This is a genomic window from Novosphingobium sp. IK01 (assembly GCF_033242265.1).
Lineage (GTDB): Bacteria > Pseudomonadota > Alphaproteobacteria > Sphingomonadales > Sphingomonadaceae > Novosphingobium > Novosphingobium pituita.
Window position 1 is genome coordinate 2134712 of the sequence record NZ_BTFW01000001.1, and the last position, 17777, is coordinate 2152488.

General features: G+C 68.1%; 15 protein-coding genes. 6 read left to right on the forward strand and 9 right to left on the reverse strand.

Annotated features, from left to right (window positions below):
• Nucleotides 1–4 precede the first annotated feature (4 nt).
• Nucleotides 5–739, reverse strand: coding sequence for a 4-hydroxy-tetrahydrodipicolinate reductase (dapB, locus tag SBI20_RS09900; protein ID WP_317974875.1), 735 nt, complete (start codon nt 737–739; stop codon nt 5–7).
• A gap of 130 nt (nt 740–869) precedes the next feature.
• Here dapB and SBI20_RS09905 point away from each other — a divergent pair, with 130 nt between their 5' ends.
• Nucleotides 870–1592 (forward strand): NAD-dependent deacylase, encoded by a 723-nt coding sequence (locus tag SBI20_RS09905; protein WP_317974876.1) that lies wholly within the window; start codon nt 870–872, stop codon nt 1590–1592.
• Nucleotides 1593–1729: 137 nt separating this feature from the next.
• Here the strand turns inward: SBI20_RS09905 and SBI20_RS09910 are convergent, their stop codons facing one another.
• Entirely contained in the window at nt 1730–2515 is a 786-nt protein-coding gene (locus SBI20_RS09910) for a HesA/MoeB/ThiF family protein (RefSeq protein ID WP_317974877.1), read from the reverse strand.
• Nucleotides 2516–2562: 47 nt separating this feature from the next.
• Here SBI20_RS09910 and SBI20_RS09915 point away from each other — a divergent pair, with 47 nt between their 5' ends.
• Nucleotides 2563–2730, forward strand: a complete 168-nt coding sequence (locus SBI20_RS09915; RefSeq protein WP_317974878.1) for a hypothetical protein — start codon at nt 2563–2565, stop codon at nt 2728–2730.
• 421 nt (nt 2731–3151) lie between these two features.
• Here SBI20_RS09915 and dnaA read toward each other — a convergent pair whose 3' ends face one another.
• The 5 genes from dnaA to SBI20_RS09940 all read right to left on the reverse strand — a co-directional run bounded on the left by dnaA (nt 3152) and on the right by SBI20_RS09940 (nt 10182).
• Nucleotides 3152–4612 carry a chromosomal replication initiator protein DnaA gene (dnaA, locus tag SBI20_RS09920; protein ID WP_317974879.1) on the reverse strand — a complete coding sequence of 487 codons (1461 nt, stop codon included), beginning with the start codon at nt 4610–4612 and terminating at the stop codon, nt 3152–3154.
• A 640-nt stretch (nt 4613–5252) separates the two neighbouring features.
• Nucleotides 5253–5513 (reverse strand): 30S ribosomal protein S20, encoded by a 261-nt coding sequence (rpsT, locus tag SBI20_RS09925; protein ID WP_317974880.1) that lies wholly within the window; start codon nt 5511–5513, stop codon nt 5253–5255.
• 175 nt (nt 5514–5688) lie between these two features.
• Nucleotides 5689–6741: a ferrochelatase gene (gene hemH / locus SBI20_RS09930; RefSeq protein WP_317974881.1), complete on the reverse strand. Its 1053-nt coding sequence runs from the start codon at nt 6739–6741 to the stop codon at nt 5689–5691.
• Nucleotides 6741–9035 (reverse strand): molybdopterin cofactor-binding domain-containing protein, encoded by a 2295-nt coding sequence (locus tag SBI20_RS09935; RefSeq protein ID WP_317974882.1) that lies wholly within the window; start codon nt 9033–9035, stop codon nt 6741–6743. The genes hemH and SBI20_RS09935 overlap by 1 nt, the downstream gene beginning before the upstream one ends.
• Nucleotides 9036–9207: 172 nt before the next feature.
• The gene (locus SBI20_RS09940; protein WP_411911514.1) at nt 9208–10182 is read right to left on the reverse strand and encodes an Mrp/NBP35 family ATP-binding protein; all 975 of its coding nucleotides are present in this window, start codon (nt 10180–10182) and stop codon (nt 9208–9210) included.
• A 341-nt stretch (nt 10183–10523) separates the two neighbouring features.
• Between SBI20_RS09940 and hflK the strand changes: the two genes are divergently transcribed.
• From hflK to SBI20_RS09960, 4 genes are all read left to right on the forward strand, one after another.
• Nucleotides 10524–11723 carry a protease modulator HflK gene (gene hflK / locus SBI20_RS09945; RefSeq protein WP_317974883.1) on the forward strand — a complete coding sequence of 400 codons (1200 nt, stop codon included), beginning with the start codon at nt 10524–10526 and terminating at the stop codon, nt 11721–11723.
• Nucleotides 11723–12565 (forward strand): protease modulator HflC, encoded by an 843-nt coding sequence (hflC, locus tag SBI20_RS09950; RefSeq protein ID WP_317974884.1) that lies wholly within the window; start codon nt 11723–11725, stop codon nt 12563–12565. The genes hflK and hflC overlap by 1 nt, the downstream gene beginning before the upstream one ends.
• Before the next feature lie 162 nt (nt 12566–12727).
• Entirely contained in the window at nt 12728–14281 is a 1554-nt protein-coding gene (locus SBI20_RS09955) for a Do family serine endopeptidase (RefSeq protein WP_317974885.1), read from the forward strand.
• A 208-nt stretch (nt 14282–14489) separates the two neighbouring features.
• Nucleotides 14490–14882, forward strand: a complete 393-nt coding sequence (locus tag SBI20_RS09960; protein ID WP_317974886.1) for a hypothetical protein — start codon at nt 14490–14492, stop codon at nt 14880–14882.
• 36 nt (nt 14883–14918) lie between these two features.
• Here the strand turns inward: SBI20_RS09960 and SBI20_RS09965 are convergent, their stop codons facing one another.
• Together SBI20_RS09965 and msrB are read right to left on the reverse strand one after the other, a co-directional pair.
• A complete protein-coding gene (locus tag SBI20_RS09965; protein WP_317974887.1) occupies nt 14919–17177 on the reverse strand; it encodes a transglycosylase domain-containing protein in 2259 nt (752 codons plus the stop codon).
• A gap of 187 nt (nt 17178–17364) precedes the next feature.
• A complete protein-coding gene (gene msrB / locus SBI20_RS09970; RefSeq protein ID WP_317974888.1) occupies nt 17365–17763 on the reverse strand; it encodes a peptide-methionine (R)-S-oxide reductase MsrB in 399 nt (132 codons plus the stop codon).
• Nucleotides 17764–17777 lie beyond the last annotated feature (14 nt).

Genomic DNA, 17777 nt, shown 5'->3' on the forward strand with positions numbered 1-17777 from the left:
GGGATCAGCCTTCGAGGCCGAGCACGTCGGGCATCGTGTAGCGGCCCGGCGCGCGGCCCAGCAGCCACTGCGCCGCGCGCACCGCGCCGCGCGCGAAGATGCCCCGGTTCTCGGCCATGTGCGACAGGCTCAGGCGCTCGTTGTCAGTCAGAAAATGAATGGTGTGATCGCCCGCCACGCTGCCCCCGCGCAGCGCGGCAAAGCCGATGGTGCCCGCCTCGCGCGCGCCGGTGATCCCGTCGCGCCCGCGCACGGCCACGTCCTTCAGGCCCACATGGCGCCCGCGCGCCGCCGCCTCGCCCAGCAACAGCGCCGTGCCCGAAGGCGCGTCGACCTTCATGCGGTGGTGCGTCTCGACGATCTCGATGTCCCAGTCTTCGCCCAGTCGCTCGGCCGCCTCGCGCACGAGATGGGCCAGCAGCGTGACCCCGAGCGAGGTATTGCCGGTCTGAAGCACCGGAATCGAAACCGCCGCCGCGTCGATCAGCCAGTGGTGACGCTCCTCAAGCCCGGTCGTGCCGACCACGATCGGCTTGCCCGCCGCAATCGCCGCATCGAGCGTGAATTCCAGCGCGCCCGGCGCGGAAAAATCGACCAGCACGTCGCTTGCCTGCGCCAGCGCGGCCACGTCGCCCTCGCGGTCGATCCCGCCCGAAAGTTCGTGCCCGGCCGCCACCACCGCCGCGCCCAAGGCCTGCCCCATGCGCCCCGCGCTGCCGATAATGCCGATCCGTGCCATAGTCGCCGTTCCCTGTCCGAATGTCGCGCGCATCCTTAAAGTCGCTTTGCGCGTTGGCAAACAGGCAATGATGCAAACAGGCGAAGGCCTTCCATTGGCACAACCCCGCCGATCCGGCATGATGCGCGCCATGGCCCTGCCCCAACATATCGTGATCCTCACCGGCGCGGGAATCAGCGCCGAAAGCGGCATCGACACCTTCCGCGATGGCGGCGGACTGTGGGAGCAGCACCGGGTCGAGGATGTCGCCACGCCCGAGGCCTTCGAGCGCGCACCCGATCTGGTCCTGCGATTCTACGACATGCGCCGCGCCGCGATTCAGGAGCGCCACCCCAACGCCGCCCACCACTGGCTCGCCCGCCTCGAACGCGAATGGCCCGCCCATGTCGCGGGTGGCAGCGTCACCGTGGTGACCCAGAATGTCGACGACCTCCACTTGCGCGCCGGGTCTCAGGCGGTCATCGCCATGCACGGCCAGCACCTCTCGGCGTGGTGTACCACGTGCGATGCCCGCCACCGCTGGACCGGCCCGCTGATCGACCGCCCGCCCTGCCCCAGTTGCGAGGCCCGCGCGCTGCGGCCCGACATCGTGTGGTTCGGCGAAGTGCCCTACGAGATGGACGCGATCATGGCCGCGATGGACCGGGCCGACCTGTTCGTCTCCATCGGCACCTCGGGCGCGGTCTACCCGGCAGCAGGTCTGGTGCGTCTGGCCCGCGAAATCGGCGCGGAAACGCTCGAACTGAACCTCGAACGCAGTCAAGGCTCGGCCTGGTTCGACGAAACCCGGCTGGGACGGGCGACCGAAGTGGTTCCGGCCTGGGTGGATGAGATGCTGAAAAGAAAAGAATAAAGAATAACGAAGGGGCCATCGCCCCTTCACCCCATTAGCTTTGGCTGGCCTTGTGCCTGGCGCCACGTCGCGCAAGCCAGCCAACGCCAAGTTAACGGGGTGCAGGGGCGATGGCCCCTGCTTTCATCTTCTTGTTCTTAATGCCCCGAGCACCCCGGATCGCGGGCGATGCGCATCGTCCGCAGGCCCGGCTTCAGCCCGTCGAGCACATGCAACTGGCCCCATTGCGGATCGCCGAGGCTCGACACCCCTTCGAGCAGCACGCGCAACGCGGCCATCGCGCCGAAGGTGCCCACCATGCCCACCATCGCGCCCAGCACCCCTTGCGACGCGCAAGTATCGCAATCCTGTGCGTCGAAGGCATCGCCCACGAAGCAGCGGTAACAGGCGTGGCCGGGGCGGTGGCCTGCGAAATTGGCGACTTGTCCCTGAAAGCGGCCCAGCGCCGCGCTGGTAAGCGGCACCCCGGCGGCGACGCAAGCGTCCGAGACGGCCAACCGCGTGGCGAAATTGTCCGAGCCATCGAGCACGAGGTCGGCCCCGGCGACGAGGGTTTGGGCATTGTCGCGTCCGATCCGGGTGCAATGGACGCTGGCTTCCAGCACCGGGTCGAACCGGGCCAGCCAGTCGGCGGCGGCCTGCGCCTTGGGCCGGCCGATATCGGCGGTGGTGAAGATCGTCTGGCGCTGGAGGTTGGAGGCCTCGATCCCATCGTCGTCGATCAGGGTGAAGCGCCCGATTCCCGCCCCCGCCAGATATTGCAGTGCGGGCGCGCCGATCCCGCCCAGCCCCACCAGCACGACATGCGAGGCCACCAGCCGCGCCTGCCCGGCCCCGCCCACTTCGGGCAGAACGATGTGACGGGCGAAGCGGTCGAGGCGATCGCGCGAAAGGGGGGCATGCGAAAGGGGAGCGGGTGTCATGTTGCGCGGGGTAGGCCTCCGCGCCTCAAAATGCGAGAGAAACGCGCATGAAAGATCGTCTCTGGATCGTACTCGTGCTGGCCCTGATCGCGGGGCTTCTGGCAGGATGGTGGGGCAAGGGCCGCTGGGCCGAACATCTCTGCGCGCAGCGCGGTGGCCTGTGGTTCGAACATGCGAGCGCCTGTGCGCAGGTGGCTGTGCGCAAACCAGCGTGAAACCCTGAGCGGAACCTGTGTACCGGCAGGGGATACCCTTGGGCAAAGGCCCTGCAAAAGCCCTGCAAAAGCCCGGCAGAACGGGGGTACAAACGGGGGGAAACCGCTGGCTTACCGGTGCAAAAGCGGTGGACCGGCAGCGGACAAGCCGGTGCAAACACGGCGCACAGCCCTGTGGAAATCCTGATCACAAGTCTGTTGACCGGGCGTGCACTGCCTTGCGGAAAAACGGTGCATGACCCTGTTCAACACGGGCGCACAACCTTGTGCAACAGTGGTGGACAGGGCTGTGACTATCGCGTGCACCGGGGGGGCAAAAGGCTGTGCAGGCCCGGTGGAGAGCCTGCGCAGGACTTGTGGAGTGAGGCGGGAAAACAGGCCCGTTTCCGCCGCCCGAAGCGGGGGAAACGGGCCTGCCGAATCAGTCTTCGAGCTGGCGCAGCAGGGTGCGCACGTCGCCGTCCATGTCGGCGTCGCGGTTGCGCAGTTCCTCGATCAGGCGCACCGCGTGGATCACCGTGGAGTGATCGCGGCCACCGAACTTGCGCCCGATTTCCGGGTACGAGCGCGGGGTCAGCACCTTGGCGAGGTACATCGCCACCTGACGCGGGCGCACGATGGCGCGCGCGCGGCGCTTGGAGGCCATTTCCGTGCGGTCGACGCGGTAGAACTGGCAGACCGTGCGCTGGATCTCGTCGATGGTGATACGGCGGCGGTTGGCCGAGAGGATGTCGGTCAACTGCTCTTCGGCCAGTTGCAGGCTCACCGGCTGGCCGGTCAGCTGGGCAAAGGCGATCAGCTTGTTGAGGCCGCCGACCAGTTCGCGCACGTTGCGGTTGATCGTGCGGGCGAGGAACTCGACCACGTCCTGGGGCACTTGCGCACTGGTGAAGCGCGAGAGGCGGTGATCGAGGATCTGGCGGCGCAGTTCGATGTCGGCGGGCTGGATGTCGGCGACAAGGCCCATCGAGAGGCGCGAGAGCAGGCGCTGCTCGACCCCGTCGAGCGCCTGGGGCGCACGGTCGGCGGCAACGATGAGGCGCTTGCCCGCGCTCATCAGCGCGTCGATCGTGTGGAGGAATTCCTCCTGCGTGCTCGCCTTGCCGATGATGAACTGGATGTCGTCGACCAGCAGCATGTCGAAGCCGCGCAGGCGCGACTTGAACTCGATCATCTCGTTCTGGCGCATGGCCTGGACGAATTCGATCATGAACCGCTCGGCCGAGCAATAGAAGATGCGCGCGCCCGGATGGGCGGCGGCATAGCCATTGGCGATGGCGTGGAGCAGGTGGGTCTTGCCCTGGCCGGTCGAGCCCTTGAGATAGAGCGGCGAGAACTGCGGCGGCTCTGCGGCGGCCATGCGCTGGGCGGCGTTCATCGCGAGGATGTTGGCCGAGCCCTGCACGAAGTCGGTAAAGGTCAGCGTGGGATCGATGCCCGAGGAGGCCGCATCGAAACCGGCCACGCTCGACGAAGCGGCGGCGGGCGCGGCGCGGGCTGCGGGGGCCAGCTTGAGCGCGGTTTCGTTGGCAGCCGCCGGAACGGTCAGCGCAGGCGCGGCCCCGCCAGCACCCATCCCGCCGACACGCAGTTCGGGCATGGCGCGGCGACGCGGGTGGACGGTGATGCGAACCTGGCGCACTTCGGCACGCGCGATCTTCCAGGCCAGCGAGAGACGGTCGGCAAAGCGGTCGGCCACCCAGTTGGCCGAAAATTCGGTCGGCAGGAACAGGTCGAGGGTGCCGGTTTCCTTGCAGAAGCTGCCCAGCTGGATCGGCTTGATCCACTGGGTGTGCAACTGCGGGCCAAGGTCCTTCTTGAGACCCTGGCTGATGTCGGCCCAGTCCGCGGCCAGGTCCAGAGCTTCCTGGTCCTCGCTCATGCCCCCATCACGTCCTTTCCGGGCCGCCGCGGTCTGCCCGGCAGCGCGCCCGGCACCGACAGAAGCCATTGCAGCCGAAGCGCCGCGCGCCCCGCCACCGTTGCCGAATTGATCAATCTTCACGCTTAGCTGTCCCACGAATGTCCAGACCTCAAGCCAACTGGCAGCCCCGGCCTCACATACCACCAAACCCGCGCACCAAACCCGCGACAGGATCCCCTGACGCAGACGAGACCGCCCGCCCGCCAGTGCCGGGCAGGCACGACGGTTGTCGTATCGAGCGATGTTCCGTGACACCGAAAGGCCGTTCGGCACGCATCGCAGCGAACCGGCCGACCAGCGGCGTGAGGCCCTGTCTATGAGGCTCTGCGGGGGCTGTGAAGCCCACCGGGCGCAAAATTTCTGAAATAATTAGCCTTGACTCAACAACTGCGCCATAAACACACAAGTCTCTGATTCAAAACAAATTAATCAAATGTCAGCCATGCGAATCGCCATGAATCCAAGCGACTAGGCGAATCTGCCCGCAGCCGACATGACACCGCACGCCGCCGAGACGAAAATGGCCGGCGTTCATCACGCCGGCCAAAGCCGTAATTCTGCGTAGCCCACCCTCCTTAGGAAGATGGGCCGGGCCGAATCAGAGAGCAGCGACTCGCTTCGACAGGCGCGAGAGCTTGCGGGCAGCGGTGTTCTTGTGAACGACGCCGCGGGCCACGCCACGGGCCAGCTCGGGCTGCGCAGCCTTGAGGGCTTCGGCGGCCACGGTCTTGTCGCCACCGGCCAGAGCGGCCTCGACCTTCTTCACGAAGGTGCGGATGCGCGAAAGGCGGTTGCCGTTGATTTCGGCGCGGCGTTCGTTGCGACGGATGCGCTTGCGGGCTTGCGGCGTATTGGCCATGTTTGTCCTGTTTCGTCCTCTGGCGGGCCACCCCAAGGGGCGGGCCGGGAATGTCCTGGTGCTTGCACGTACAAGGCGGGCAAGCCCGCCGGAAAGCGGCGCCCTTACCGAGCTTGTGGCGAATCGTCAAGGCGATGTCTGGCCCCACGCCCTCCATCGGCCCTTTCGGGACCAGTCAGGGGGCGATCCATCCGGCCAGTTCACGCCGAACGAGCGCCTCTAGCAGATCGATCCCCCCCTGCGAAGCATTAAGACAGGCCAGCGCGGCAAATTGCGTGCCCCCTGCCGCCACGAAGTCGTCGCGCCCGCGCAGGGCCAGTTCCTCCAGCGTTTCGAGGCAGTCCGCCGAAAAGCCCGGCGCGGCGATGGCCACCGCGCGCGTGCCGCTGCGCGCCAGTTCGACCAGCGTGGCATCGGTTGCCGGTTCGAGCCACTTGGCCCGGCCAAAGCGCGACTGGAAGCTGGTCATGACCCGCAAGCCCGGATGGCTGCGCGCAAAGGCCGCTTCGAGCAGGCGCGAGGTCTTGCGGCAATGGCAGTGATAGGGATCGCCCAGATGGAGCGTGCGCTCGGGCATGCCGTGATAGCTGAGCAGCAGCACTTCGGGCACGAAGGCCAGATCGGCGATCTGGCGCGCCAGATCGGCATGGAGCGCCTCGATCGCCGCCGGATCGTCGTGATAGGGGGGCAGCGTGCGCAGCGCGGGCAGGCGGCGGCGCGCCGTGATCCACGCGGCCAGCCCGTCGAGTGCGCTGGCGGTCGTCGCGCCCGAATATTGCGGGTAGAGCGGGGCGACGAGGATGCGCTCGCATCCGGCCTCCAGCAGGGCGTCGAGTTCCTGCGCCATCGCCGGGTTCTGGTAGCGCATGGCGTGGCGCACCACCACGGCCTCGCCCAGACGCTCCTGAAGTGCGCGGGCCTGCGCCGCCGTGATCGCCGCCAGCGGCGAGCCATCCGGCCCCCAGACCTGCTGATAGGCATGGGCGGATTTGGCCGGGCGCGTGCGCAGGATGATGCCGTGGAGGATCGGCAACCAGAGCAGGCGCGGGATCTCGACCACGCGGCGGTCCGACAGGAACTCGCGCAAGTAGCGCCGCACGGCGCCGGGCGTGGGCGCATCGGGCGTGCCCAGATTGACCAGCAGGACACCCACCCGCCCGGTCTTCACGCGCAGGTGATCGGCAGGAAGGGCTGCGGGACAGGCATGAGGAGCGGCAGGAGGGATCATCACAGGCCTTCTGAAAGGAGGGGCAGGCGGCGCAATCGCAGCCCGGTGGCCGAAAACAGCGCATTGGCAATGGCCGGAGCCACCGCCACCACGCCCAGCTCGCCCGGATCGAAGGGCGCGAAGGCCTCGGCGTCACGCTGTCCCGGCAGTTGAGGGGGCCCATCGATAAAGACAATATCGACCTTGGGGCAATCGGCCAGCAAGGGCAGGCCAAGCTGGCCCAGACGCCCGGCCAGGGGCCTGCCCCCGGCATAGCCGGTGCTGCCCCCCACCGCCAGACCGAGGCCGAAGATCAGCCCGCCCTCGATCTGCTGGCGCGCCAGATCGGCGTTGATCACCCGCCCGATGTCGACACAGGCGCAAAGGCGCTCCACCCGGATCGCATCGGCCTGCCTTTGCGCGGTGGCGACCACGGCCACATGCCCCTCGCGCAGGCCTTCGGGCGTGTCGAGCCGCATCGTATGGCAGGCGATCCCCTGCCCCGAGGCATCCCCCCCGCCACCCCACATCGCGGCCCGCGCCACCCCTTGCAGGCAGGCGGCCAGACGCGGCTGGTGACCAAGCATCGCCATGCGGAAGGCCAGCGGCTCGGCCCCGCCAAAATGCGCGCATTCGTCGATGAAGCTCTCGGTCAGGAACGCGCTGATCGCGTGGCCCCCGCCGCGCATCCGCGCGGTCGGCAAGGGCACGTGCACCGGCACATGCTCGACCGCGCATTCGGGGATCGCATAAGGCGGCATCGCCCCTTCGAGCGCGAGCGGATCGGCACTGTCCTGCCAGCGCGCGCGGGCACTGGCCGCGCCTTCGCCGTTCACCACCCGCGCCGCCGTCTCGCGCAGGCTCGCCGGGCAGGCGATCCGCGCGCGCCAGCCGAGCAGTTGCTGGCGATCGGGCCCCATCCCCGCGTCGAGCCGGGCGGCCACCGGCATGCGCGGAAAGCCGGCCAGCGCCTCCTGCCAGCGCGACCAGGTGAGTTGCACGGGCTTGCCTGTCGCCCGCGCGAGCGCGGCGGCCTCGGCCGCGATCCGCATGTCGAGCCGCGCGTCGAAGCTGCCCCCCGCCTCCATCGGATAGACCACCACCGCGCTTTCACGCACCTGCGCCGCGCGCGCGCCCTCGCGGCGGGCGGCTTCGGGTGCCTGCGTCGCCAGCCAGAGTTCGAGGCGCCCGTGTTCGAGCCGCGCAGTGCAGGTGGCGGTTTCGAGCGGGGCATGAAGCGCCGGTTCGATATCGTAGCGCGCCGACAGGCTCGGCTGGGCGAGCAGCGCGTCAGGATCGCCCTGCGCCCACAGGCGATGGCGCGTGCCCTCGCGCAGGGCCTTATCGAGCGCGGCGTCGATGGAATTGGTATCGGCCACGATTCCGTGGCGGGAATGAAAGCGCGGCTCCATCGCCTGCACCGCGCGATTTGCCGCATGCCATGTCGTGCCGATGGCGGCCAGCCAGCCGCGCGCATGGACCACGCCCAGACACCCCGGCACCCGCGCGGCGGCCTGCGCATCCCAGCTTGCCAGAACCGTGTCGCCCTGCGGCCCATGGGCAATCGCCGCATGGACCATGCCCGGCAGGCGCACGTCCCCGGCAAAGACGAAGCTGCCATCGACTTTGGCAGGCAGGTCGAGCCGGGGAAAGGCCAGCGGTCCGCCCAAAGCCACCTGATCAGGCCGCTCGCGCGCGGGGCTTTCGCGCAAGACCGGCTCCTCGGGCGCCTCCTGCGCCAGCGCCGCCTCGACCAGATCGGCGAAGGCCAGCTTGCGGCCTTTGCCGACAACCGCATGATCGCGGGTGTCGAGCGTGCCCGCCTCCACGCCCCAGCGCGCCGCCGCCGCCGCGACCAGCATCATGCGCAAGCCCGCCGCCGCCCGCCGCAACGGCGCCTCGAACGCGGCCAGCCCCGTGCCAGCCACGGTCGCCATCACCGGATCGGCGGAAAGGACCGGCAACCACGCCGGTCGCGTCAACGGCGCCCAGCACGCGCCCAGCACCGCATCGGCATAGACCGGGCTGACCGGCGCCGGCTCGACCGCCACCCGCCGCCAGTCCGCGCCCAGCTCCACCGCGACGATCTGGGCGAACAGGCTCGTCACCCCCTGCCCCATCTCGCAGGCCGGAACCGCCACGCTCAAGGTGCCATCGCGCGCCAGCTTGAGATAGCTGTCGACCACATGCTGCCCACGCGCAGCCACCAGCGGCGAGCCATAGCGCCTCGGCACGAGCGCAAACCCGGCCACCAGCGCACCGCCTGCGCCCAGGCCGATCAACAGGCCACGCCGGGTGGGCTTGTGCAGTGCCATCACGCGTTCCCGGAAGAAAAAAGGAAGAAAAGAGAATAGCAGGGGCCATCGCCCCTGCACCCCATTATCTTGGGCGATGTGGGCACGTTCGGATTTTTGGAGAACATCCTGAAGTTTGAATTTTTATAGACTTCATTCGTCATCCCCGCCTACGCGGGGATGACGAAATATCTTACCCCAGCTTTTCCAGCACCGCGCGGGCGATGGCCTGGAATGCCTGCGCCTGCGGGCCTTCGCCAGCGGCCACCGGCTCGCCCGCATCGCTCTTCTGGCGGATCGCGATGTCGAGCGGCACGCGGCCCAGGAACGGCATGTCCAGCTCGCGCGCGGTCGCTTCGGCGCCGCCGTGGCCAAACGGATCGCTGACCTGCCCGCAATGGGGGCACAGGTAGCCCGCCATGTTCTCGACAAGACCGAGCACCGGCACCTTGCCCTGATCGAACAGGCTGATCGCGCGGGTGGCGTCGATCAGCGCGAGGTCCTGCGGGGTCGAGACAATCACCGCCCCGGCCGGCTTGTACTTTTGCAGCATGGTGAGCTGCACGTCGCCGGTGCCCGGCGGCAGGTCGACGACGAGGATTTCGGTGTCGCCCCAATCCGCGTCGATCAGCTGGCCCAGCGCGCCTGCCGCCATCGGCCCGCGCCAGGCGATCGCCTGTCCGGGCTGGACGAGGTGCCCCATAGAGAGCATCGGCACGCCCCACGGGCTGGGAATGGGGATCATCGTCTTGTCGCGCGCCTCGGGCTTGATGCCTTCGGTGCCGAGCAGGCGCGGCTGCGAGGGGCCATAGATGTCGGCGTCGACGAGACCGACCTTGCGGCCCATCCGCGCGAGAGCGACGGCGAGATTGGCCGACAGCGTCGACTTGCCCACCCCCCCCTTGCCCGAGCCGACCGCGAGGATACGGCGGGCGACCTTTTGCGCGGTGAGCGCCACGCGCAACTCGCGCAAGCCTGCGGCGAGCCCGGCGTCCTTGGCGGCCTGTTCGAGCGCGGCGCGCGCGGGGGCATCGAGGCCGCCGACCTCGATCACCGCCGTCCCGCTCACGCCCGTCGCGCTGTCTTCGGTCAGCCGCAGGGCCTGAAGCCGCTCGCCCCCCACTGCCGCCGCGATGGCCTGCCGCACGGTCGCTTCGTCAACTGTCACTGGTATCTCGTCCTTTGCTCTGGGCCTTGGTGCCTGATCCGAAACTGCCGTTTCGGATCGTTCGGCACCGGCCCGCTCCCCCACCCGGCCTCCCTACGATAGTACCCTATGGGAGGTCGGGTGGGGGAGCGGGCCGGTGCCGAACCGAAATTCGCCTCTTCGGCGAATTTCGAATCAGACTCCTGCCCTTGCGGGAGGCGCCCGCTTGCGGTTCGCCCCTAGCAGACGAAATTTGGGAACGAGACCCTGTTTTTCACGCCAGACCTTCCTATAACACCTCTCATGACTGCATTTGGTGGACTGCCTCCGCGCGCCCCGGCGCCCCTTTCGGTATTCAGGCCATGACCGGCCCCAAGAGCCCGTGGGGCAGCGACGGGGAGCCTCCAAAGAGCGATACCCCGGCAGAACAGAACGGGACGGACAGCACCAGGCCCCCCGAAGAAACCCCCGCTGGAGAGGCCCCTGCGGACGAACCCGGCCAGCCGGGCGCCCCGCGCAATCCCTGGCTCCCGCCCAGCCGCGAACCGCGCCGCCCACCCAGCATCGAGGACATCTTTCGCGCCCGCGCAGGCGGCAAGCCCGGTAACGGCGGCGGGAATGGGGGCAAAGGCGGTGGTGGTGGCGGCAATCCGCTCTGGGGCCCCGGCGGGCCGACGCTGCGCCTGCCCCCGCGCCCCGATGGCAAGTCGTGGGCGCCGCTCGGGCTGGCGGCGCTGGCCCTGCTGTGGATCGGCGCCTCGACCGTCCACCGCCTCGCCCCGCAGGAACAGGGCGTGGTCACCACGTTCGGGTCCTATTCGGGCACGCTCCATCCGGGCGTCTCGTTCACGCTGCCCTGGCCGATCCAGTCGGTCGAGACGCGCGACGTGACCTCGATCCAGCGTTTCACCTTCCCCGAGGGCGATAGCGAGCGCCTGATGCTCACCGGCGACCAGAACCTCGTCAACCTGAGCTATCTGGTCCGCTGGAACATCAAGGATCTCAAGCTCTACACGTTCCAGCTGGCCGAGCCCGACCAGACCGTGCGCGAGGTGGCCGAAGCCTCGATGCGCGCCGCCATCGCCGAGGTTACCCTCAACGATGCCATGGGCACGGGCCGCGCGATGATCGAGCAGAACGTGCGCGAGCGGATGCAGCGCGTGCTCGACGCCTATCATTCCGGGGTCAAGATCCAGGGGGTCGAGATCACCAAGATCGACCCGCCCGCAAAGGTCGTCGATGCCTTCAAGGAAGTGCTCGCCGCCCAGCAGGACGCGCAGAGCGAGGTCAACCGCGCGCAGGCCTGGGCCCAGCAGAAGACCGCCGCCGCACAGGCCGCCGCCGCCGCCTTCGACATGGTCTATGGCCAGTACAAGCTGGCCCCCGAAGTGACCAAGCGGCGCATGTACTATGAAACGATGGAGCGCGTGCTGAGCCAGACCGACAAGGTGATCGTCGAGGCGCCCGGCACGGTGCCCTATCTGCCCCTGCCTGCGCTCAGGCAGCGCCCCGCACCGGACGCCACCCCCGATCCGGCCTCGCAGAAAGGGAGCAATCCCTGATGGAACGCTTCCTGCAAGACAATCGCCGCCTGCTGGCGGGCGCGGCCATCGCGGTGGTCGCGCTGCTCTCGTGCCTGACCACCGTTCCCGAGACCCAGCAAGCCGTCGTCGTGCGGCTGGGCGATCCGGTCCGCGTGATCAACCGCTTCCGCCCCAATGCCGATTTCGGACAGACCGGCGCGGGGCTGGTCTGGCGCATCCCGCTGCTCGAACAGGTCGTGCGGATCGACAAGCGCGTGCTCGATGTCGACATGGAGCGCCAGCAGGTCACCTCGCTCGACCAGCGCCGCCTCGAAGTCGATGCCTATGCCCGCTTCCGCGTGATCGATCCGATCAAGATGTACCAGACCGCCGGAACCGTCGACAAAGTGGCCGAGCAGCTCCAGCCGATCCTCAATTCGGTACTGCGCCAGGAACTGGGCAAGCGCACGTTCGCCTCGCTGCTCACGCCCGAGCGCGGCGCGGCCATGGTCCATATCCGCGAAGGGCTCGACCGCGAGGCACGCGAATATGGCGCGCAAGTGATCGACGTGCGGATCAAGCGCGCCGACCTTCCCGACGGCACCCCGCTCGAATCGGCTTTCACCCGCATGGCCACCGCCCGCAACCAGGAAGCCACCACGATCCGCGCCCAGGGCGACAAGAACGCCCAGATCATCCGCGCCCAGGCCGATGCCGAGGCCGCGCGGACCTATGCCGCCAGTTTCGGCAAGGACCCGGAGTTCTACGACTTCTACCGCGCGATGCAGAGCTATGACGCGACTTTCGCGCAAAAGGGCTCCAGCACCTCGATCATCCTGTCCCCCGACAACCGCTATCTCAAGCAATTCCGCGGGCAATGAGGCCTTCCCCCCCTTCAAATCCGCGTTTTGTTGCACAGATTAACGGGACCCGTTCCATTCAAAGTCCGTTCATGCGACGAAGCGTGAAACATACCCCGTGACCGGGCGCGGATTTCCCTCATTTTTCGCGTCTCGCAAACTGCCAGTAAAGGATCTACCCTCGTGCGATATGCTTATGGTGTGACAACTGCCCTGCTCCTGGCCGGCAGCGCGTTCACGCTGGCCACGGGCTTCCCCGCCGGTGCCCAGGTGGCCCAGAACGACAGTTCGCAGATCCAGGCGATCACCCCGCGCGTGGGTGCGCCATCGAGCTTTGCCGACCTCACCGCCCAGCTCCAGCCCGCCGTGGTCAACATCTCGACCCGCCAGCGCGTCAAGGTCCAGTCCAACAACCCCTTCGCGGGCACGCCCTTTGGCGACATGTTCGGCGGCGGTCAGGGCGGCACCACCACCCGCGAGGCACAGTCGCTGGGCTCGGGCTTCATCATCTCGGCCGATGGCTATATCGTGACCAACAATCACGTGATCACCGCCGAAGGCCAGGGCGAAGTGGAATCGATTTCGGTCACCACCCCGGACGGCACCGAATATCCGGCCAAGCTCATCGGCAAGGACGCCCAGTCGGACCTCGCCGTGCTCAAGATCACCGGCACCAAGCCCTTCCCGTTCGTGAAGTTCGGGGATTCGCGCAAGGCGCGCGTGGGCGACTGGGTGATCGCCATCGGCAACCCGTTCGGTCTGGGTGGCACGGTCACGCAGGGGATCATCTCGGCGGTCTATCGCAACACCGGCCAGGGCGGCGCCTATGACCGCTATCTCCAGACCGACGCCTCGATCAACCGCGGCAACTCGGGCGGCCCGATGTTCGACATGGCCGGCAACGTGATCGGCATCAACAACGCGATCTATTCGCCCACCGGCGGCAGCGTGGGCATCGGCTTTGCCATCCCCGCCGAAATCGCCGCACCCATCGTCGAAAAGCTGCGCACCGGCCAGACCATCGACCGTGGCTATCTGGGCGTGCGCATCCAGGCCCTGTCTGAAGACCTCGCCGCCTCGCTGGGCCTTGCCAAGAACCGGGGCGAGTTCATCCAGTCGGTCGAGCCGGGCGCTGGCGCAGCCAAGGCGGGCATTCAGGCCGGCGACGTGGTGACCCGCGTGGATGGCCGCGATGTCACCCCCGAACAGACGCTTTCGTTCCTGGTGGCCAACACCCCGCCGGGCAAGAAGATCAGCATCGACCTGCTGCGCAATGGCAAGCCGATGAGCGTGCAGGCCGTGGTCGGCAAGCGCCCGACCGACGAGGAACTGGCCAACCAGAGCTTCGACCCCGACCAGCAGGACGACGGCGGCTTCGGCCAGGGCGACGGCCCGAACAGCGACCAGCAGCAGAAGCAGGTCCAGGCCGGCAGCGCCATCCAGAAGTCGCTCGGCCTCTCGGCCATCCCGCTCACCCCGACCATCGCCCGCCAGCTCGGCGCCAGCGAGGACGTGCGCGGTCTGGTCGTCTCGAATGTCGACAGCGCCTCGGACGCGGGCTCCAAGGGCCTCCAGCGCGGCGATATCCTGCTCTCGGCCAACTACCGCGTGCTGGCGACCGTCGCCGATCTCGACGCTGTGGTCCGTCAGGCCAAGACCGAAAATCGCGAGGCGGTCCTGCTGCGCGTCCAGCGCCGTGGCCAGCCGCCGATCTACGTGCCGATCCGCCTGCGCTGACCGGGTGCGGGCCTGATCGTCCCAGGCTCGCCCTGATCGTCGCAGGCCCGCAGGGTTTCCCTGGAAAGGCCGGTGTCCCTCCCACGGGACACCGGCCTTTTATCGTCTCGTGACGATCAGGCGCCGACCGTCCCCTTATGGCACAGCAGCCCTTGCTCTTGCCGGCATGCGGGGGTTAAGCTGCGCAGACGTGGAGCGGGAGGCTGTCATGCACGCCGAACTTCTTGCAGAACTTGCCCATGCGCCCGGTGCCGCGCCGGTTTCCGCCGCGCTGTCTGCTGCGGCTCCATCTGCTGCCGGGTCGAGCGTTCTGGTACAGGACATCTCGATCGACACGCTGGGCAAGATAGTCTCCATCCAGCTGCTCGCCGGGCCCGATGCCCGCACCGGGCGCCGTATCCCGCTCGAACTGCTGTTCCGCGATGTCGAAGCCGTGACGGTCGATGCCGACATCATCGAACTGCGCTGCAATGCCGAGGCTGGCGTGATCGCCTATTGGCACCTGGCCCCCGGCGCGGGCACCTCGCACATCCATCTGGCCCATGGCCACGTCTCGATCGCCGCCTGCTGCGCGCCCGTCCTCACCCGCCTGCGCCATTAAGGCCTGTCCACGCTGCGGAGGAAGGCAGCGCCTTCCTTAGAACCCCTGCCACTCCTGCGCCTGCGACCGGGCAGGCGGCTTGGGGGGTGTCGCAGGCCGGGGCGCCGGGGCACGCGGCGCAGTGGCCGGATGCGTGCGCCCGGTGGCGCGATCGAGCAGGTCATCGCTCGCCGCCGGTTGCGCATTGCGCGGGGCCGAAGGCGTGCGCGCCGGAGCCTGGCCGCGCGGCGGCGGCCCATCCCCGAGACCATCCTGATCGACGGGAATGGCGTCGTCGGGCGTGCGCCCCTGCGGCTGGCCCGGAATCCGGTTCTGGCCCGGCATGCCCTGGTCGTCCAGACCATCGCCCTGCTGGCCGTTGACGATGTTGCCGTTCTCGTCGGTATAGGAATAGTCGGCGGGGTTGTTGAGCATGGCCTCGTCGTCCGGCTCCAGATTCCAGCCGGGAAGCTGGAGCTGGGTCTGGAACTGCTCGACCGGGCGCTTGGCCGTCGCCACGCGCATGTAGCTGGCAAAGGCGCGCGCGGGCGCGGTGCCGCCCTGAAGGCCGGGTACGGGGCGGGCATCGTCGCGGCCCATCCACACGCCGGTCGTCACCCCGCTGGAGAAACCGAGGAACCAGCCGTCCTTGTTGGAGCTGGTCGTCCCGGTCTTGCCCGCCACCGGGCGCCCGATCTGCGCGGCGCGGCCCGTACCGATGTTGACGGCGGTCTGGAGCAGGTCGGTGATCTCGGCGGCGACATAGTCGGGCACGAGCTGCTGGCTGGCGTCGGGGCGGTGGCTGTAGAGCACTTCCCCGTCGGTCGTGGTCACCTTGCGGATGCCATAAGGCGTCACCAGACGCCCCTTGGCCTCGACCGAGGCGAAGGCGCGCACCATGTCGATCACGCGCACGTCACTGCTGCCCAGCACCATCGAGGGCAGGGTGTTGATCGGGGTGGTGATGCCAAAGCGCCGCGCCATGTTGGCCACCGCGCCAAAGCCCACTTCGTTGCCCAGTTGCGCGGCCACGGTGTTCTTCGAATAGGCAAAGGCGGTGCGCACGTCGATCTGGCCGGCATATGTGCCGCCCGAATTGCGCGGGCTCCACCCGTCGATGGTCACCGGCTCGTCCATCACCCGATCCTCGGGGCGATAGCCGCGTTCGAGCGCGGCCAGATAGACGAAGAGCTTCCACGCCGAGCCGGGCTGGCGCACGGCATTGGTGGCGCGGTTGTAGTTCGAGGTCACGTAGTCGGTGCCCCCGACCATGGCCAGCACGGCGCCGTCGCGGTCGACGCTGACGAGCGCGCCTTGCGCGCCCTTGGGCACCTGTGCGGCAATCGCGTCGGTCGCGGCGCGCTGCGCGGTAGGGTCGAGCGTCGTCCACACCTCGATCGGCTGGTCGTTGTCGGGCAGCAGCACGTCGAGCTGGGGCAGGACCCAGTCGGTGAAATAGCGGGCCGAATTCTGGCCCTGTTCGGCGGCCAGATGGATGGTCTTGAAGTTGACGTTCTCGGCCTGGGCCGGGGTCAGCGCGCCGGCATCGACCATCGTGGAAAGCACGACTTTGGCGCGGTCTACCGCCGCCTGCGCATCCGCCGTGGGCGAATAGTGCGAGGGCGCCTTGACGAGCCCGGCGATGATCGCCGCCTCGCCGAGCGAGAGCTGTTCGCCCGAATGGCCGAAGAACTTGCGCGCGGCCGAATCCACGCCATAGGCGCCGCCGCCGAAGTAGACCTTGTTGAGGTAGAGTTCGAGGATCTGGTCCTTGGAAAACTTGCTTTCCAGCGCCAGCGCCAGCACCGCCTCGCGGATCTTGCGATCGAACGTGCGGCTGCTGTTGAGGAAGATGTTGCGGGCCAGCTGCTGGGTGATGGTCGAGCCACCCTGACGCCAGTGCCCGCTTTCCGCGCGCACCATCAGCGAGCGCAGGATGCCGACCGGATCGACGCCCCAGTGCTCGCGGAAGCGACGGTCTTCCACCGAAACCAGTGCATCCTTCATCGAGTTCGGGATGCGGTTATAGGGAATCCACTTGCCGTAGCTGGGCCCGAGCGTGACGATTTCGGTGCCGTCATTCGCGCGCACGACGATCATCTGCCCGGCCTGGCTGGACTTCAGCTTGTCGTAGCCGGGCAGCGAGCGCGCGGTCACGAAGACCGCCCCGGCGATCCCGAGCGCGCCCAGCAGCGCGAGGCCCACGCCCCACACCACGATGCGGCGAAGCCATCGGCCAAGCAGGGAAGATTCGCGGCTGCGCTGCGAGGGGGTTGCGCCGTCTTGCGAGCGGCGGGGCACGTCCCGTCTGGCCATCAGTGGTTACCGGTTTCCTCGAAAGCGCAAGAATGCGCAAAAATTGCACCCCATGCGCCGCCCTTGCACGGGCGATCTGTAACGCAGGGTTAATGGACAGCCCCCCGGCTTCGCCACCAGCCTGGAAGCCCACTGGGAGGCAGTCTGGAAGCCCGCCGGGGGGCGCACGAAACCGCTTTCTAACGCATCAATCTTCCGGCGTGAAGTCGAGCGCGGCACTGTTCATGCAATAGCGCAGCCCGGTGGGGGCCGGACCATCGGGGAAAACATGCCCCAGATGCCCCTCGCACCGCGCGCAGCGCACTTCGGTGCGGATCATGCCATGGCTGACATCGCGAAATTCCTCGACCGCGCCTTCGTCGACCGGGCGGGTGAAGCTGGGCCAGCCACAGCCGCTGTCGAACTTGGCGGTCGAGGTGAACAGCGGCTGCCCGCATCCGGCACAGGCATAGTCCCCGCTGGCCTTGTTGCGATCATACTTGCCGGTAAAGGCCCGCTCGGTGCCAGCCTGACGCAGGACGTGGTACTGCTCGGGGCTCAACCGTTCACGCCACTCCGCCTCGGTCAACACGATCTTGTCGGTCATCACCATCTCCTTTT

Coding starts and splice junctions, on each gene's coding strand:
- dapB (WP_317974875.1), bottom strand. CDS start 739: ATGGCACGGATCGGCATTATCGGCAGCGCGGGGCGCATGGGGCAGGCC.
- SBI20_RS09905 (WP_317974876.1), top strand. CDS start 870: ATGGCCCTGCCCCAACATATCGTGATCCTCACCGGCGCGGGAATCAGC.
- SBI20_RS09910 (WP_317974877.1), bottom strand. CDS start 2,515: ATGACACCCGCTCCCCTTTCGCATGCCCCCCTTTCGCGCGATCGCCTC.
- SBI20_RS09915 (WP_317974878.1), top strand. CDS start 2,563: ATGAAAGATCGTCTCTGGATCGTACTCGTGCTGGCCCTGATCGCGGGG.
- dnaA (WP_317974879.1), bottom strand. CDS start 4,612: ATGAGCGAGGACCAGGAAGCTCTGGACCTGGCCGCGGACTGGGCCGAC.
- rpsT (WP_317974880.1), bottom strand. CDS start 5,513: ATGGCCAATACGCCGCAAGCCCGCAAGCGCATCCGTCGCAACGAACGC.
- hemH (WP_317974881.1), bottom strand. CDS start 6,741: ATGATCCCTCCTGCCGCTCCTCATGCCTGTCCCGCAGCCCTTCCTGCC.
- SBI20_RS09935 (WP_317974882.1), bottom strand. CDS start 9,035: ATGGCACTGCACAAGCCCACCCGGCGTGGCCTGTTGATCGGCCTGGGC.
- hflK (WP_317974883.1), top strand. CDS start 10,524: ATGACCGGCCCCAAGAGCCCGTGGGGCAGCGACGGGGAGCCTCCAAAG.
- hflC (WP_317974884.1), top strand. CDS start 11,723: ATGGAACGCTTCCTGCAAGACAATCGCCGCCTGCTGGCGGGCGCGGCC.
- SBI20_RS09960 (WP_317974886.1), top strand. CDS start 14,490: ATGCACGCCGAACTTCTTGCAGAACTTGCCCATGCGCCCGGTGCCGCG.
- SBI20_RS09965 (WP_317974887.1), bottom strand. CDS start 17,177: ATGGCCAGACGGGACGTGCCCCGCCGCTCGCAAGACGGCGCAACCCCC.
- msrB (WP_317974888.1), bottom strand. CDS start 17,763: ATGACCGACAAGATCGTGTTGACCGAGGCGGAGTGGCGTGAACGGTTG.